This is a genomic window from Flavobacterium limi (assembly GCF_010645075.1).
In the GTDB taxonomy this organism is placed as follows: Bacteria; Bacteroidota; Bacteroidia; order Flavobacteriales; family Flavobacteriaceae; genus Flavobacterium; species Flavobacterium limi.
This window is the reverse complement of the sequence record NZ_JAADZV010000005.1, coordinates 23,561-39,733: the sequence shown is the minus strand read 5'-3', so window position 1 is coordinate 39,733 and position 16,173 is coordinate 23,561. Positions and strand designations below refer to the sequence as shown.

The 16,173-nt window shown below is 33.5% G+C and carries 13 protein-coding genes; 4 read left to right on the top strand and 9 right to left on the bottom strand.

Annotation, left to right across the window (positions count from 1 at the left end; translation table 11 throughout):
• Positions 1 to 92: 92 nt before the first annotated feature.
• The 3 genes from GXM16_RS11555 to GXM16_RS11545 all read left to right on the top strand — a co-directional run bounded on the left by GXM16_RS11555 (position 93) and on the right by GXM16_RS11545 (position 4,308).
• The gene (locus GXM16_RS11555) at positions 93 to 2,183 is read left to right on the top strand and encodes an LTA synthase family protein (RefSeq protein ID WP_163394599.1); all 2,091 of its coding nucleotides are present in this window, start codon (positions 93 to 95) and stop codon (positions 2,181 to 2,183) included.
• Positions 2,184 to 2,371: 188 nt separating this feature from the next.
• Positions 2,372 to 3,004, top strand: coding sequence for an MCP four helix bundle domain-containing protein (locus GXM16_RS11550; RefSeq protein ID WP_163394598.1), 633 nt, complete (start codon positions 2,372 to 2,374; stop codon positions 3,002 to 3,004).
• 401 nt (positions 3,005 to 3,405) lie between these two features.
• Entirely contained in the window at positions 3,406 to 4,308 is a 903-nt protein-coding gene (locus GXM16_RS11545; protein ID WP_163394597.1) for a right-handed parallel beta-helix repeat-containing protein, read from the top strand.
• Between the two features lie 67 nt (positions 4,309 to 4,375).
• On the opposite strand, the gene GXM16_RS11540 is transcribed toward GXM16_RS11545, so the two are convergent.
• Positions 4,376 to 5,377 (bottom strand): zinc dependent phospholipase C family protein, encoded by a 1,002-nt coding sequence (locus tag GXM16_RS11540; RefSeq protein ID WP_163394596.1) that lies wholly within the window; start codon positions 5,375 to 5,377, stop codon positions 4,376 to 4,378.
• A 184-nt stretch (positions 5,378 to 5,561) separates the two neighbouring features.
• On the opposite strand from GXM16_RS11540, the gene GXM16_RS11535 reads away from it, so the two are divergent.
• Entirely contained in the window at positions 5,562 to 6,518 is a 957-nt protein-coding gene (locus GXM16_RS11535; protein ID WP_163394595.1) for a hypothetical protein, read from the top strand.
• A 1-nt stretch (position 6,519) separates the two neighbouring features.
• Here GXM16_RS11535 and GXM16_RS11530 read toward each other — a convergent pair whose 3' ends face one another.
• The 8 genes from GXM16_RS11530 to GXM16_RS11495 form a co-directional block, all read right to left on the bottom strand.
• On the bottom strand, positions 6,520 to 7,485 hold the full coding sequence (locus tag GXM16_RS11530) for a YeiH family protein (RefSeq protein ID WP_163394594.1): 966 nt from the start codon (positions 7,483 to 7,485) through the stop codon (positions 6,520 to 6,522).
• 75 nt (positions 7,486 to 7,560) lie between these two features.
• Entirely contained in the window at positions 7,561 to 8,457 is an 897-nt protein-coding gene (locus tag GXM16_RS11525) for a LysR family transcriptional regulator (protein WP_163394593.1), read from the bottom strand.
• Positions 8,458 to 8,463: 6 nt separating this feature from the next.
• Positions 8,464 to 9,252, bottom strand: a complete 789-nt coding sequence (locus GXM16_RS11520; protein WP_163394592.1) for a hypothetical protein — start codon at positions 9,250 to 9,252, stop codon at positions 8,464 to 8,466.
• 33 nt (positions 9,253 to 9,285) lie between these two features.
• Positions 9,286 to 11,313, bottom strand: a complete 2,028-nt coding sequence (locus GXM16_RS11515) for a hypothetical protein (protein WP_163394591.1) — start codon at positions 11,311 to 11,313, stop codon at positions 9,286 to 9,288.
• A gap of 79 nt (positions 11,314 to 11,392) precedes the next feature.
• Positions 11,393 to 12,139, bottom strand: coding sequence for a 3-oxoacyl-[acyl-carrier-protein] reductase (fabG, locus tag GXM16_RS11510; RefSeq protein WP_163394590.1), 747 nt, complete (start codon positions 12,137 to 12,139; stop codon positions 11,393 to 11,395).
• Between the two features lie 270 nt (positions 12,140 to 12,409).
• Positions 12,410 to 13,780 (bottom strand): DUF4302 domain-containing protein, encoded by a 1,371-nt coding sequence (locus tag GXM16_RS11505; RefSeq protein ID WP_163394589.1) that lies wholly within the window; start codon positions 13,778 to 13,780, stop codon positions 12,410 to 12,412.
• 32 nt (positions 13,781 to 13,812) lie between these two features.
• Positions 13,813 to 14,673 (bottom strand): zinc-binding metallopeptidase, encoded by an 861-nt coding sequence (locus GXM16_RS11500; protein ID WP_163394588.1) that lies wholly within the window; start codon positions 14,671 to 14,673, stop codon positions 13,813 to 13,815.
• A gap of 22 nt (positions 14,674 to 14,695) precedes the next feature.
• Positions 14,696 to 16,168: a RagB/SusD family nutrient uptake outer membrane protein gene (locus GXM16_RS11495; RefSeq protein ID WP_163394587.1), complete on the bottom strand. Its 1,473-nt coding sequence runs from the start codon at positions 16,166 to 16,168 to the stop codon at positions 14,696 to 14,698.
• Between the last annotated feature and the right edge of the window lie 5 nt (positions 16,169 to 16,173).

Here is a 16,173-nt window from a genome sequence, read left to right as displayed (position 1 = left end):
TCTTAAGTAAATATTAAGTTCACACTAAGTAAGGTTAAGTTTTATCTTAATCACCAATTAATCAACCGGAATTAATTTTGTAAAAAAAACCTATGACTTTCTACAAGAAATTTTCGCCTTTTTACAACCTTGGCCTATTTTATTTTGTTATCAGTCTTCTATTGCGGATTGTGCTTTTGTTTCATCCTATAACACAAAGTAATTTTTCTTTATCAGACAGCATTAAAATCTTTAGTCTGGGTCTGTTGAGTGACTTTTTTGTGTTTGTGGTTCTGAGTTTTTTTTTATGGCTTTATTTAATTTTTATTTCAGATTCTAAATACAATAAGCCTTCAGGTTATATTATTTTGAGTTTTCTAACTCTATTATTCTTATATGCAGCCTCAGGAAAAAGTATTATAGATGAATACGGTGGTGTATTACCAGAAATTGTTCTGCTTTTTATCGGAATCAAAACGGTGTTTTTTGCAGTCTTTTTGTTTATTCCGAAACTGAAAGGAAAAATCAGATTCTGGTTATTTACGTTTGTTATTTTTCTTTATGTTCTATTGATTCTGCAAAATGGAATAAGTGAATTTTTCTTCTGGAATGAATTTGGGGTCAAATACAACTTTATTGCTGTAAATTATCTGATTTACACCACTGAAGTTATCGGAAACATCATGCAGTCTTATCCTGTTATTCCTATATTCTCCACGCTGTTTTTAGCGACAACAATCATTACTTATTTTATTGTAAAAAAATCAGGTATCTATATTGATGAAATTCCGGATTTTAAAACGAAACTTACGATTTCAGGGATTTATATTGTATTGTTTTTAGTTTCCTTAGCTGCAATTCCAGCTTTAGCCAAAACAGAAAATTCAAAAAATGTCTTTGTTAATGAACTGCAATCTAATGGTATCTATAAATTTTATCTGGCTTTTAAGAATAATAAACTGGATTATTTTAAATTTTACAAAACGCTGCCAAATAAAAAGGCATATGTAATTCTAAAACAGCAGTTGCCCGCTATTTCAGGACAAAACACAAATCAAAATATTAAAAGCGATTCTCGTGAGAACCATAAAAACGTAGTCCTGATTACAATTGAAAGTTATAGCGCCGAATTTCTGAAATCATACGGAAACACTCATAATATCACCCCTTTTTTAGACAGTCTGGAACGAAAGAGCTTGCAATTTACCAATTTGTATGCTGCAGGAAACCGCACTGTTCGTGGTCTCGAAGCCGTAACTTTATGTTTGCCTCCTTCTGCAGGAGAAAGTATTGTAAAACGCGAAGACAATAAAAACAAATTTTCTACCGGAAACATTTTTAAACAAAAAGGATATACTGTAAAATTCATGTATGGAGGCGATGCTTTTTTTGATAATATGAAAGATTTCTATTCAGGTAACGGATATGAAATCGTTGACAAATCAAACTTTGCTCCCGAAGAAATTTCGTTTTCGAATGTTTGGGGCGTTTGTGATGAAGATATGTACAATAAAGCAATAAAGCTCATGAATATTGAAGCAAAAGAAAACAGACCTTTCTTTAATCATATCATGACAGTGAGCAATCACAGGCCTTTTACTTATCCTAACGGTAAAATTGATATTCCGGGAGATTCAAAATCACGCAACGGAGGTGTAAAATATACAGATTATGCAATGCGAAGATTTTTTGCAATGGCACGCAAACAGTCCTGGTTTCAAAACACTGTATTTGTGATAGTTGCTGATCATTGTGCTTCGAGTGCGGGAAAAACCCAGCTTCCATTAGAAAAATACCGAATTCCGGCTTTTATTTACAGTCCGGGAATTAAGGCAGAAAAGTACAATAAACTGATGTCGCAAATAGATTTAATGCCTACACTTTTTGGATTATTGCATTTTGACTATGAAAGCAAGTTTTACGGGCAGGATGTTTTTAAATCAGATTATAAGCCCAGGGCATTTATTGCTACTTATCAGGATTTGGGAATGATAAGGGACAACATACTGACTATTTTATCTCCAAAACACCAGGTCAGACAATATCAGCTTAATTTGGTTCTGACAAAAGGAATTTCACCTGAATATCAAATTCATTACGAAGAAAAGCCATTAAACCCAGAAAGAACCGATTTAGTAAATGAAACTATTTCATTCTATCAGACTGTTTCAGATATATTGAAACGAAAAGCATACCAAAAATAATAAGACTTTTGGTGTTATGAAACCTAAACTCTAGCCCTGATGGAAGCGACATCCTTTGCTGCCGGGGTTCGGCAGTAAAGATATAGCGGACAGCAGGAAAATGCTCCTAATAAAACCCTAAATTACTACATATCAAAACCTTATATTTGATACAAATTCTTACCTTTGAGAGAAAGAGCTTTTTTATAATGAGAAACGTTTTAAAAAAATACAGCAACAAAACAAAAGCCGCTTTTATATTACTGATTGTAATGCTAATCATTTTACTAAACAACTTTAATACACTACGGAATTCCAAAAATGTCAACGAAAATATTAACACTATTTATAATGACAGGCTTGTAGTTGCTTATTATATTTTTCAATATGCAAATGAGCTTCATTATATAAAGGCGGAAGCACAGAAAGAAAATCTGAATGATATTACGAAAAATGACGAAATTAAAAACGCCTTGAAAATTATACATACCATTGATGATTTGTATTTTAAAACGGTGCTGACTCCTAAGGAAAAAATTCATTTTGACAGTTTTCTGGCTTCCTGTTCTGCGATTAACAAAGATGTGCAGAATAAAAACTGGAGTCATATTGATCCCCTATGCGACAAAGCTTTAAACACACTGAATCAGCTTTCTGAAATTCAGGTAAAGGAAGGAAAAGTAAAATTAGCCAGTGCCAATGCTATGCATAGCGGTAATAATACGCTGGGACAACTTGAAATTGCTTTACTTGTTGTTTTGGGCGGAATTACTTTTTATTTGCTCATTATAAAAAAACATAAAAGAAATATTAAAATTCCAGGATCGCCAAGTCTTAATTAACCAATTCTTATTTCTGCTTTTTATTAAATTTTTCGGCCTCTTTGTCAATCTTCTTCAGATTCCGTTATTTATGATAAACTAAATATCCGCTTTGATATTTTTTTTTCATGCTTACAAATTCAAAACACAATTACATGTTTTATATATTTCTTGTAAAACATAAATACAGAATAAAAATCTCAGATAAAAATATCTAAAAAATTAAAAAAATATTGAATTAGTTCAATGTTTTTTTAAAATAAATTTATTATTGATAATTTTTTAGTATTTTTTTTAAATATAATTTAATTTTGTATTAAAATTTTATTTAAGTTTACAAAATGAATAATTATTGAAAATCAACAATTTAACGTATTTGAAATTTCAGTTTTACAACCTCATTTTAACCAAACCAAATTATTATGAAAACAAATTTTAAGTTATTTATCATGTGTTCCATTATTTTGTTCGCTTCTTGTGAAACAAATGATACTCCTGTAAAAGAAAACGAAATGGCTACAGAATCTCAGGAAACAACAACAGAAAATAAGTCTCTGACAGCAAAAAACAGTACCGTTACAAATGAAAATGCATTACGATCTGCTGTTGCTGCTGCTGTTGCAGGGGACGTTATTACAATTAGCGGAACAATAAACCTTACAAAGACTTTAGAATTAGCCAAAAGCGGAAGCTCAAGTTCAAAAATCAGTCTTACAGGTGGTACCCTGAATTGTTCCGGACTACCTTCTGGCAGCTGGGGTGTAAAAGTAAATGGCAGCTATTGGAACATCACCAATATGACGATTAGAAATGCTCCTGACTGTGGCATAGTTTTTCAAAATGGCGGATATAATTATGTTTATAATGTATCTACATTATCAAATGGTGATTCAGGTTTGCAAATTTACAATGGCGGACATGATAACTATATTCTTTCCTGTAAATCAAACGATAATTACGATGCCGCTAATGCCGGAGAAAATGCTGATGGTTATGCATGTAAATTATCTGCAGGCAAAAACAATGTATTTGAAAAATGCTCTGCCAATCATAATTCTGATGACGGATGGGATTTATATGGCCAGCCATATACTGTTACAATTAAAAACTGCACAGCCAGTAACAATGGTTTTGGAAGTAATGGAGATGGAAATGGCTTTAAATTAGGAAGTGCCGGACAAAAGGTAGCGCATACAGTAACAAATAATACTGCAACAAATAATTTAGCATGGGGTTATGATGGTAATGGAAACACCGGACATATTACAATTACCGGCAGTGGAGGATCAGGAAATAAAAAAGGATTATTTACAAGACTATATTAAACTATCATTAAATACTAAAACAAAGGCAGCTTTTATAGAGCTGCCTTTGTTTTCTTAATAAATATTCTTAATCATTTTGATTCTGCATTCCGAAAAGATTTCCTTTTTGGAATAATTTCAAATCTTCTTTTAAAGCTTTGCTGTTACGTTTTGTAAGTTCCTTCGAATCTAAATCACTTAAATCAGGCTTTCCGGCATTTACCCAGGCTGTGTACCAAAAACTCGCTGTTGCTGTAATGGCTTTTTTCATTTGTTTTTCGACCATTCCGTTTAATTCAGTGTGCAATTTTGCAGCATATTCATCTGAAAATCTGGCCGAATTATATTTGCTTTTCACGATTTTACCTTCAGCATTCACTAAGAAAACCTGATTTTCAGGAGTTGAAGTTCTTAGTTTTTTGTCCACTGCCAATAGTGTCTGAACCAGACTGTGGGTATCTCTGATCATGTCCCATGTTGCTTTATGAACATCCTCATAATATTGAGCTTCCGGTACATTTAATTTATAATTTTTAACAAACAACTCAGGCAGTCTGCTTTCCCAAAGAGAGTGAATTCCTTTTTGATTGCTCAACTGTCCATCATGGTTAGCAGAAGTGTGCAGTGGCATATGCGCATCGCCAATGTAATGCCCTAAATCTGCAGCCAGAAATAAAATTTCTGCCCTATTTTTTTCTTTGAAAGCTTTTGTCAATTTTACCATCATTTCTTCAATATACCAGGGTAAAATTCCGTTATCGTTCAGGAATTTTGTGTCATATTTTTTAGTTGCTTCTTCTAAAGTCTTAGGCAGGCTATCAATTGAAGTACTGAAATTTTCCAAATCGATATAATGCCTCGGGTTTTCATCTTTGTACTTTAAAGCATACTTTCGAATATCCGGAACAGAAGCTTCCTGCGTTATAAAATCGATATGATTGTAAAAAAAGACTTGTAATTGTTTTGGAAGTGCCATTACTGCTGCTTTATTGATCCGTTCGTGGCCGACAATTCCCCATGACAGGGTCATAAATCCAATTCCAATGGCGAAAAATGCAATTAGTTTGGGTTTAATTTTAAAGTTTTTCATTTGAAGTTTATTTGAACTGCAAATTTATTTATTTTAGAGATAATTCAAAATAGTGCTGATTAATATTACGCTAATTTAATTTTAATCAAATCCAACCCTGGTTTATCAACAAGTTTGCATTAAAGTTGTTTTTATAACGTTTTTCAAAAGTTTGTACTATTTTTACTTAAAAAAATAAATGTATATGCGCCAAATTTATTCAGGTATTCTGTTTCTTGCTATTTCGATTTGTTCCGCACAGGACGATATTGTACAATTAAAAAATGTGAGTGATACGATTCTGAATACAAAGAGAATTTTAACAGTTCCTGATCCTCTAAATGGAATAAAAACCATGCAGCAACTATTTCCCGGAAATTTTTATAACCTTTCGGATGATAATATTTTTATGAGCTGGAAATGCACGAGCTGTAGTCCTGAATATTACAAAGATGTGAATGGAGTTGAAGAAGACCCATTATTTCCTTATGCTGAAGGTGTGGCAACAAGGCTTGAAAATACAATAAGCTACAAAGACTCTAAGGGAAATGAATTCAAAATGCTGGTTTTCAATCACTCCGTTTATGATGCCGATGGCTTGCAAACAGGTCGTTTTAGTGGAGGGCTATTAGGATTAGCAAAATTTTCAAAAACCGGGAATATCTGGGAGATGAAATCGTTTCAGCCGGCAGTTGCTGCTTTTGGAGCTTTTTCAAGAGTTCCAGTTTTGAAACTGGCAGAAATAGGCGAAGATCAATTTGCTTTTTCGCTCATACATGCTAATGGAGGTGCGGGCGGGCCCTATAATGCTTTCCTCTACCTTATTGCAGGTTTCAACGGAAAATACCAGACTTTAATGGAAGTACCAGATTACAGACTTTCTAATAATGCAGAAGGCAGTACGGAATGGTCCAGTACATACAAAGTTGTAAATGATGGTAAGAAAAAGTTTTTTAGGGATTTTGCCATTACTACTACCGGATTCTATAAAAAAGCCAAAGGAACAGAAGATGACTTTGAAATTGATATGCCAAAAGAGTTAAGCGAAATGGTAAAGACGAAAAAGCAATTTAATTTTGTTATTGAAAGGCGATTTTCATTTGATGGAAAATGGTATACAGTTGTTGGTAAACCTGCTGTAAAATTCTCAAATATTAAATAAATCATTTCAGATAAAAAATTGACAGCAGACCAAAACCCGCAATAAAGATCCAAAGAAAAACGCCTTGCAGTAAAGGCTTTACCCCTACTGATTTTAAAGTTTCATTATTTAAGGTTGCCCCAATTAAAAACAGTGTTATTGTTAAACCAATCTTAGCTATTCCTACAATACCCGGCGTCAGAATAGCGATTTGTGGTACATAAGTATTTAATATCATGGCCAAAATAAACAATCCAATAAAATACGGAATCTTGGTTTTTGAATTTTTATTTTTAAAAATAATTGCGGTTAGAATTGAAATCGGAATAATCCATAAAGCTCTTGCGAGTTTTACGGTTGTAGCTACTTGTAAAGCTTCTGCCCCATATTTATTGGCCGCTCCAACAACTGAACTCGTGTCATGAATCGCAATGGCACACCATAAACCAAACTCTCTCTGCGATAAATCCAATTGATGACCGACGAACGGAAAAACAAATAAGGCAATAGCGTTTAAAATGAAAATAACCCCCAATGCGATTGAAGTCTGATTTTCATTCGATTTGATTGTTGGCGAAATGGCTGCGATGGCACTTCCACCACAGATTGCGGTACCACACGAAATCAAGTGTGATGTTTTTTTCTCTGTTTTCAGCCATTTCCCTAAAAGTGTTCCGAAGATAAGTGTGCTGAAAATTGAAAGAACAGTCAATAAAAATCCTTCTTGCCCTGCAGAAATGGCTGATGAAGCATTCATTCCGAAACCTAAACCTACTACCGAAAATTGCAATAGAAATGTGATGGCTTTATGATTGAAGGCTACAAATGGGTTTCCGAATACATTTACAATCAGGACTCCCAATAATAAAGCAACTGGTGGTGAAATAACTGAAAATAAACACAATACGATTACTGCTCCAAAAATAAGCTGTTGAAGAAAAGGATTGACTTCAAATAAATGGGCGACGGTATGCTGATTCGTTTTCAAAAATAAGGAATTTTGATATTTCCTTACAAAGGTCTTCCGTTTATAGGTAATTCGCCAATTGTAAAATACAATCGGCTATAACTTCAGGTTATAGTAAGCCAAAATATTTTGAATAAACAGTTCAGACAAAGCATCTGATTTTCCTAATAATGTAATGATGTAAAAGTATCTTTCAATTGTTAAATTCTCTACATCTAAAACTATCAGTTCATTATTTTTAAGTTCCTTTCCTACTGCATGTATTGACATAAAAGCAAAACAATCTGAATTCAACAAATAAGATTTGATACTTTCTGTATTTCCTAACTGCATTTCGATTTGCAGATCGGATAATTTTACACCAACTTGTTTCAAAGCATATTCTATAACTTCAAGTGTTCCGGAACCGCGCTCTCTTGTAATGAATTTTATTGCTTTTAAATCTTCAAGTGAAATTTCGTTTTGCTTTGCCAAAGGATTTTGAGCACTGCAGACCAAAACTAGCTCATCTTTTATAAACGGGACATATTTAATCAACTGATTTTTAGATTGTCCTTCTACGATTCCGATTTCGATTTCCTTATTGATTAAGGCATTTTCAATCTGTTCCGTATTTCCATTGAGTAAATTAACTTTAATATCCTGTTGTTTCTGATGAAATCGCGCCAAAACAGGCGAAATAATATACTGTGAAATGGTGGTGCTTGAACCCAATCGTAGTAATCCCTGACGCTCATTGCGAAACGAACTCATATCAAAGTCGATTTCGCGATAAATTTCGAAGATGTTTTTAGTATGCTTCAGCAGAATTTCTCCTGCCGGAGTTAAGGCTATTTTGGATCCGTTTCGTTCAAAAAGCTTGATTTTATAGGTTTCTTCAAGTTCCTGAATGTGTTTTGAAACTGCCGGCTGCGAGATATACAATTCTGTTGCCGCTTTAGTAAAATTAAGGCGAAGCGCAACGGTATAGAAAACTTTTAGGCGGAAATCCATATTTTATTAATATTTTCCTATTGCATCAACACCAGTTTCAGAAAATCTTAATATTTCTGTTGTAATTGGATATCCCGAATTATTGTATTCATCAAGAACAACCGAGCCAAGGCGTTGAGAGAAATATTCTAAATCTTCTTCGGCAAAAATATAACAAAAATCTCTTACAGGAATGACAGCATAAAATGGAAAACCAATATTATCCTGAACTAAACTCTTTATTTTTGAATAAAATAGACAAGAACTCTTAAGTGAAACCTCTTCAATATTAATCATTCCAAGCTTATGATTATCAACATCTTCAAACTCTATTTTTACTTTATCTAATAACCTTTCTAAATTATAATCAGCTTGTTTTTCTAATTCGCTTAAATCTTTTTTCCAATCAAATAAGTCTTCTTTAGTTATAAATGAAAAACCATTATTTATATTAAGGACAAAAACTTTACTAAATTCATTAGTGACTTTTTCATTTACTATGTTTTCAAAATCAAAATCATTTGGAATAAATTGAATGTAGATTTTATCCTTTATACTTTCCCAATCCTCATTTTTTAATGAATGTGCCACAATTACATCAACTAATTCATCAATATGACTTTCATCAGAATCTCTTTCATAATTACGCCTAACATTTTCTAAGCTAATTTTCAAATCAGATTCTCCTATATTTATATAAATAAATCTATCTTCATCAACAGACTCAATAATTAAACCTTTGATTTCCAGTTTGTTTTTAAATTTATTAAAAACAAGATCTTCTTTTTGATTATTCTTTTTGGAAAAATTCGTCATTAGCAAAATTTAATTTCATACTATTTAAAAGATTTACAAAAGCCCATTATACTTCCTGACAAACCATTCCGTAGTCAATAAAGCAGCAATTAAAACCAATAACCAAACCCAGTCAATTATAGGGGTCTTGGTTGAAATATTCTTCTCTATCGATTTGTATTCTTTATTTTCCAGAAGAGTTTGAATCAAATCATCTGCCTGGTTTTCGAAAAAGGCTTTTCCATTGGTTTGCAAAGCCAGTTGTTTCAGTTTTTGAACATCCGGATTTACAAACTGTTTTTCGATATCAAAATCTAAAATCTCAAAACGGCTGGAATAAACCGTATTGCTGTTTAATTCTTTTACCGTAAAAGTATATTTTCCTGCAGACAGACCATCCAAATTGGCTGAAAAAGAGTTATTTCCTTTTAATAAATCGTAGTTTTTGCTTTGCTTCGTTTCAGTATTTGTAACTGTAATTGTCAGTCTGGCTTTTTCGTCAAACTCATAGTTTTTGTTGAAATATTGTGCATTAATCACAATAGCTTCTCCTGAATTATAAAAATTTTCGTGTGTTACAACCAATGATTTTCTGGAAGCCGAGGAAGCCAGAAACTGAATTATCTTATCTGTAAAAACATCGTATTTTTCAAACGACTGATTGTCAATATGACTTTGTAAACGCCATTTCCAGCTGTTTTCTCCTAACAGAAAAGCAGTACGTTTGTTTTGATTTTCGGCGAAAGCCAACAAAGGTGCATTTGTAGAAACGTTCCTGATTTTTGACGAAAGCAAAACCGATACATTTCCGTTAGTGGTAATATTTCCGAATAAATTCTGAAGCGGCGGAAAATTTTCGAAACCAATATTTTCAATGGCAAATAAATTGAACTGCGATTGAAATTCGGTTAAATAATCTTCTCTTTGACCGCTCATTTTAAAAACCAGATTATTTTGTTTTTGGTTTAAGTAATTAAAATCTGTATTATTCCCAGTAATGATAAAAGTATTTGTTCCGGCTAACTTATTATTATCAAAAATCGGCTTAAAGGCTCCATTTGGCTGATACAGCACCAAAACAGACACATCGTTTAATTTATCGATTTCATTAGGTTTAGCCAATATTACTTTGCGCTGTGCATTGGTTTCAATCGAACGTTTTAAAGCCCCGATATCCGGATGATTTATTGTGGAAACGATTGCAATGGTTGATTTTTGATCGATTACTTCAACTGCAAAGTTCTTGATGTTGTTGTAACTGTTTTTCTCTTTTACGTTAGAAGAAACATTTGCCCTGAAAATCTGAAGCCCAACTTTATCAGCAGGGAGCAATACATTTAAAGAAGCTGTTTTTTTAGAAGGAGAAAAAGAAACTTTCTCTCTGGTTAAGACTGAATTTCCCTGCGAAATTGTAAAATCTGCATTTACCGCTTTAGTGCCCGCATATTGCAGAAAAATCTCAACCGGGAATTTATTTTTATGAAAAGCGTATTTGTTTACGTTTAACTGATTGATTTTTAAATCAAAAAAAGTGGCTGTATCTCCCACAACCAAAGGATAAACTTTATTAACAGGATCAAAACGATATACATAATCGTTTCCTGTAGTCTGATTTCCATCCGTGATAATAACCGTTGGAAAAATCAGGTTTTTATTGATGCTTTTTAAATTCTTTGCTACTTCATCAAGATTAGTCTGTTTTCCTTTAAAATCAAACTTGTCCGAAGGTTTAAAATCGGCATCAAACTGATACGACTGGATTTCAAATTTGTCCTTAAGAGCAGGATTTGAAATCAGTTTCTGATATAATTCAGTAACTTTTTTATCAGATTTTAAAGCTGTTATAGAACTCGAATTGTCAACCGCAATTGCCAAGGGCGTTTTGGTAACCTGAAGCGAATTTTTCGTCATAACAGGATTAATCAGTAAAACCAATAATCCGAAAATGACTAAAAAACGTAAAAAAGCCAAAAGTATATTCACATTCGAATAACTTTTGGCTTTATAAAAATATTGAAAATACGACAATCCACCAGCTATTACTAAAGAAAGTAGTAATAATAGAATCGTGTTTGTAGTCATATATTATTTTATTTTATAGTTGTTAGTTTATAGTTTTTGGCTGTGAACGATAAACAACAAACCATAAAACTATTACATATTAAGTAAGCATTCCTCCGCAAACATTAAGCACTTGTCCTGTAACATAAGCACTCAAATCTGAAGCCAGATAAAGACATGCATTGGCTACATCTTCAGTTGTTCCACCACGTTTCAACGGAATTCCGTCTCTCCATCCTTTTACTACATCTTCAGGTAATTTTGCCGTCATTTCAGTTTCAATGAATCCCGGTGCGATTGCGTTGCAGCGAATATTACGTGAACCCAACTCTAAAGCTACTGATTTTGTAAAACCAATTGCTCCCGCTTTTGAAGCTGCATAGTTCGTTTGTCCCGCATTTCCTGAAACTCCAACCACAGAACTAATATTCACGATAGAACCTGCACGTTGCTTTAAAAAAGTTTTCTGAATCGCTTTAGTCATATTGAATACCGATTTCAAGTTTACATCGATAACCTGATCAAAATCAGCTTCAGACATACGCATTAATAGGTTGTCTTTTGTAATACCGGCATTGTTAATCAAAATATCAACTGTTCCAAAATCTGCTAAAACAGCATCAACAAAAGTCTGCGCTTCATTAAAATCCGCTGCATTCGACTGGTATCCTTTTGCTTTAACTCCCAAACTGTTCAATTCTGCTTCCAGAGCCTGAGCTGATTCTACAGACGAACTGTATGTAAAGGCCACATTGGCACCATGTTTAGCAAAAACTTCGGCAATTCCTTTACCAATTCCACGGCTCGCACCTGTAACGATGGCTACTTTTCCTTCTAGTAATTTCATATTTAAAATTAATTTTAATATTTATTTGTAGCTATTCCTGCTATCCGCTATATCTTTTTATCTGCAAAAAAATCAGATAAAAAGGATACCGCTTCTATCAGGGCTAAAAAACGACTTGTCAAATATAGAACAATTCCTTTTTTTAAAAAAATAACAATTGCAATAACCTTTTAATATAATAAAAAACTGCCAAACCTGGTTATAAACGAAAAGCAGTCCAAAAAGTGAACTGCTCTTACTTCAAAATAAAAAATTAAAACTAATCGTTTACTATTGGAATGAGTACGCAACCATTCTGAAAGGTGTTGTTGTACTTGTGAAAGTATAAGCTTTATAACCTAAACCAGATATTTCTGCAAAATACAATCCCTGAGGGTTCATAAACTGATCATCAAGCGCTTTCAGGAAAGACGGTGTTGCTATTGCCGGAGAAGCTGCTGTAGCAGTTGATTTCCAAACACCCGGAATTAAAGTTACTGTTTTGTTTACTGCATCTGCGCTTACAGTAAAATAATGATATCTTCTCGCAATTGTTACGGCTGGATTTGCAACAGCAGCAAATCTATACTCGATATAACCTGATCCATCAGCATTGTTAAACCATGGCTGTATTCTCTGAATCAATAAACCTGTCCCTGCAGCCGCCTCTGCATTTGCTAACAAGGATAGGAATAAAGCTGAATTAGCAGGTTCTGGTTTTGTTGTATTATAGATATAAGCATACACATTATTCCCGCTTCCTGGTAACAGCAATTTATAATCATCAGTTAATACCAATGGCGCATTGCTGTATTTAATAGAGGCTGTTACGCCTGACGTTCCTGTAGCTGTAAAACTTCCATCAGCATCATTATATATGAAATTAGTCAGTTTCTGACCTTTAACTTCTACTGCAGGACTAACCACAATTCCTGTTGGTGTATAGCCAACACCCATGCTAATCACTTCTCCTGAATTATCGATGGCTTCTGAATTTGAAAATCTGGTAACAGATGAAAAAGAAAAATCATATTTTTTAGCTGTTGTTCCGTCATTTGTTTCTAAAAATCTAAAAAGTGGTCGTGTGTCTCCTCCGATTACATTTTGTTCCATCACTAAATTTTGTTCTAAATCTACCCAATCCTGTGCTGTGGCTTTAACAAAACGAACTTCACGTACTAATCTGTTGCTTTTAAAAATGATATCACCATTTTCCTGACCATAGTACAAAAACTGAAAATCTCCTAAATATCCTTTTCCTCTTAAAGCAGTAGTAGGGGAATTACCTGAATCTGACAAAAGATGAATTCTATTGAATGTGTTAAATAATACACTCACAGTACTACCCAAAACTACATCATAATCACTGGTATGCTTTTCTGTATCAGCATCAAAATCTGATGCCATTTCAACCTTTTTACCAGGTAAAAATTTAAACAAGTGGGTAAAACCGCCTAATTGGGTATCATCTGTAAAATACACCGCTTTCCAACCCTGTTCTGATGAGAGCAGCAAGTCGTTCAGTTCTTTTTTCTGGGCATTTAATCGTTCCGTTGGGGTTACATCAAATTTCTGTTCCGCATCTGTATCGCTGTTACAAGCACTTAGATTAACCATAAGCATGGCCATCATTAAATACCTGAATATATTTTTTAGTTTCATAATATTTATATTAAATTATACGTTGGCGATAATTAATTATTAATAACCTTATTTGTGTTTATCTCGGCTGCATCTCTCAAAGCATAAAAATCTATATTAAAGGCATCTTTGTAGTACTGCACTACTATAGCTTCTTTTTGTTTAAGTTTTGCTTTTCCGTTAGGATCAGTAATACTTGCAAGAAGAGCTTCGTACTCAGCTTTTGAACTGGTTAATATTATAGAAGCTGTTTCTGCAAAATCTTCTGTAATATTATTCCTGGCATAATTTGTTACAAAGCCCAGATTTCTTGAAACGGTAAGATTTTCTAAATGCCAGGTCCCTGTGTAATCTCCAGGCGATATTTTTTGCCATGTCTGCTTGTCAAAAGACTTATTTTGGTTTAAAATATGGACATATTCATGTTGAATGGTATGAATAAATTCTGTTACATTCGCGCGATTTTTTGTATTTAAATAATCGACTTCAAACAGCGTTATTCTTTGTCCGGAATCTGCAATACCTAACGTTCTTGTTCCGTTCGAATTTGAATTCACTCCTCCCACAAGAACTATTTCTCTGGGAGCAATTATTTTTACAAAATCACTACCGCCAACTGCACTATAGCTATCTAACCATATTTGCTTCACAACATCTAAAGCCGGCTGGACTTTATCAACCATTGGCGGAAACAAAAATCTGGTATTGTCTACAGTATTTTGATTCCATTTATATTGTGCATTAATATTATAAGGATCTAAATAATTTGCTTCTATCCAATTATCTAATGCAGTTTTTTCCGGAACTGTGTAATCTAGCTGACTCTCTGTCAATGGTTCTTCCTGTGCGCAGGCACCAAAAAACAAAACACCTGCAAGCAAAACTATTATTCTGTATTTTTCTACTATTTTCATAATATTTTAATTTTGATTCAACTTATCTTGGGTTTTTCTCAATACCGTAATTTGATGCGCTGATTGGTATTTGTAAAGCCCTGCGTTTATCATCTTTTACAAGGGTATTAGTCGGTTTTCCGAAAGTTTCATGTTCTACAACAATATTAAAACGTTTTACATCAAACCATCTTAAGCCTTCGTGTACAAAATCTCTTCTTCTCGCTTCCAGAATGGCTTTAACATAAGAGGTTTGTTCTGATGTCATGTCATAAAATGGTGTTAGCTCGTTTTCAATTTCAGGATAAAGAAACATAAAGTCTTCTGTAGTTAATACATCTGTGGCTTCATTATATCCTATTGTTCTTGTTCCTAAAAAGAAAACTAATTCGGTATTGGCCTCTGCAATCCTGCCTTTCATTACAAGTGCCTCTATACGATTCAAATAAAACTCATCGTTAGAAAGCAGCACAATTCCGCAATAAGGCTCACCGATTCCGGCACTTATATTGGTATATTTAAAATATTCTTCAAACTTAGGGGTAAAGAGCGTTCTACTGCTGTTGTAAGAATAAAAATCAAAATACCATGTTTTTCCAAATGGATTACTTGAGTCAAAAATTTCATTTTGTTTGTCATTGTTAAGATAGAAATTACTTGAACTCGCAGATCTTCCAATAAGAGTGTTGGGAGAAGCTATTAACAAATTCGAAGTATAAGACGACTTACCATACTCTACAAACTGTATATCCGGAGCCAGAGTAGAGAGAGTAGCATAATCTTTTAACTTCTTGTCCGGTTTAGAACCTAATCCGTCTGAAACTTCGAGTACTTTGTCCCAGTCTCCTTTTATTAGATAGAACCGGCTTGCAAATGCTTTTGCAGCCTCCTTATTAAAATGAAACTTAGGTTCTGCATAATCATTTGTGACATAAGGCAGCCCCTCTTCAATGTCTCTCTGAATAAAATCAAAAACCTCCTTAACACTATTTCTTTTATATTGCTTCAACAATACGGTTTCCGGTTCAGTTACATAAGGAACTCCCAAATCAGTTGCAGCAGTTGCAGGATTATAACGATTTGACCAAAGGGAAACTAACATAAAATGAGAATAAGCTCTGGCCAGTAATGCTTCACCTTTTTGAGGATTTAAATTTGCAGGACTTCCTAATTCTTCAATTGATCTTAACGCCTGATTAGCATGCGCAATAGCTTTATAGCAGGCATCCCAATAATTTGCCTCTGTATCTATATCCGTTTGGTCGTGCATTTCCCAATTATAACTTTGTTCGTTTTTACGGGCTATGTTGCTTAATTCGCCATCTCCAACATTATCAGACATAGTTTCCGCTATATCCATATAAGATGCTTCCGGAATCGAATAAACTAATAATTCTGAAATTTTTTCCGGTGTATCTATTTGTGTTCTGTTATCCGGCACTTCAGAAAGGAAATCATCGCAACTACTAATGCTTATAAGAACTAATAGTAATATGGCTATTTTTATATTTTTCATAATCA

Bases quoted from the DNA above. Each gene is read 5' to 3' on its own strand.
- GXM16_RS11555 (WP_163394599.1), top strand. From the start codon at position 93: ATGACTTTCTACAAGAAATTTTCGCCTTTTTACAACCTTGGCCTATTT.
- GXM16_RS11550 (WP_163394598.1), top strand. From the start codon at position 2,372: ATGAGAAACGTTTTAAAAAAATACAGCAACAAAACAAAAGCCGCTTTT.
- GXM16_RS11545 (WP_163394597.1), top strand. From the start codon at position 3,406: ATGAAAACAAATTTTAAGTTATTTATCATGTGTTCCATTATTTTGTTC.
- GXM16_RS11540 (WP_163394596.1), bottom strand. From the start codon at position 5,377: ATGAAAAACTTTAAAATTAAACCCAAACTAATTGCATTTTTCGCCATT.
- GXM16_RS11535 (WP_163394595.1), top strand. From the start codon at position 5,562: ATGCGCCAAATTTATTCAGGTATTCTGTTTCTTGCTATTTCGATTTGT.
- GXM16_RS11525 (WP_163394593.1), bottom strand. From the start codon at position 8,457: ATGGATTTCCGCCTAAAAGTTTTCTATACCGTTGCGCTTCGCCTTAAT.
- GXM16_RS11520 (WP_163394592.1), bottom strand. From the start codon at position 9,252: ATGACGAATTTTTCCAAAAAGAATAATCAAAAAGAAGATCTTGTTTTT.
- GXM16_RS11515 (WP_163394591.1), bottom strand. From the start codon at position 11,313: ATGACTACAAACACGATTCTATTATTACTACTTTCTTTAGTAATAGCT.
- fabG (WP_163394590.1), bottom strand. From the start codon at position 12,139: ATGAAATTACTAGAAGGAAAAGTAGCCATCGTTACAGGTGCGAGCCGT.
- GXM16_RS11505 (WP_163394589.1), bottom strand. From the start codon at position 13,780: ATGAAACTAAAAAATATATTCAGGTATTTAATGATGGCCATGCTTATG.
- GXM16_RS11500 (WP_163394588.1), bottom strand. From the start codon at position 14,673: ATGAAAATAGTAGAAAAATACAGAATAATAGTTTTGCTTGCAGGTGTT.
- GXM16_RS11495 (WP_163394587.1), bottom strand. From the start codon at position 16,168: ATGAAAAATATAAAAATAGCCATATTACTATTAGTTCTTATAAGCATT.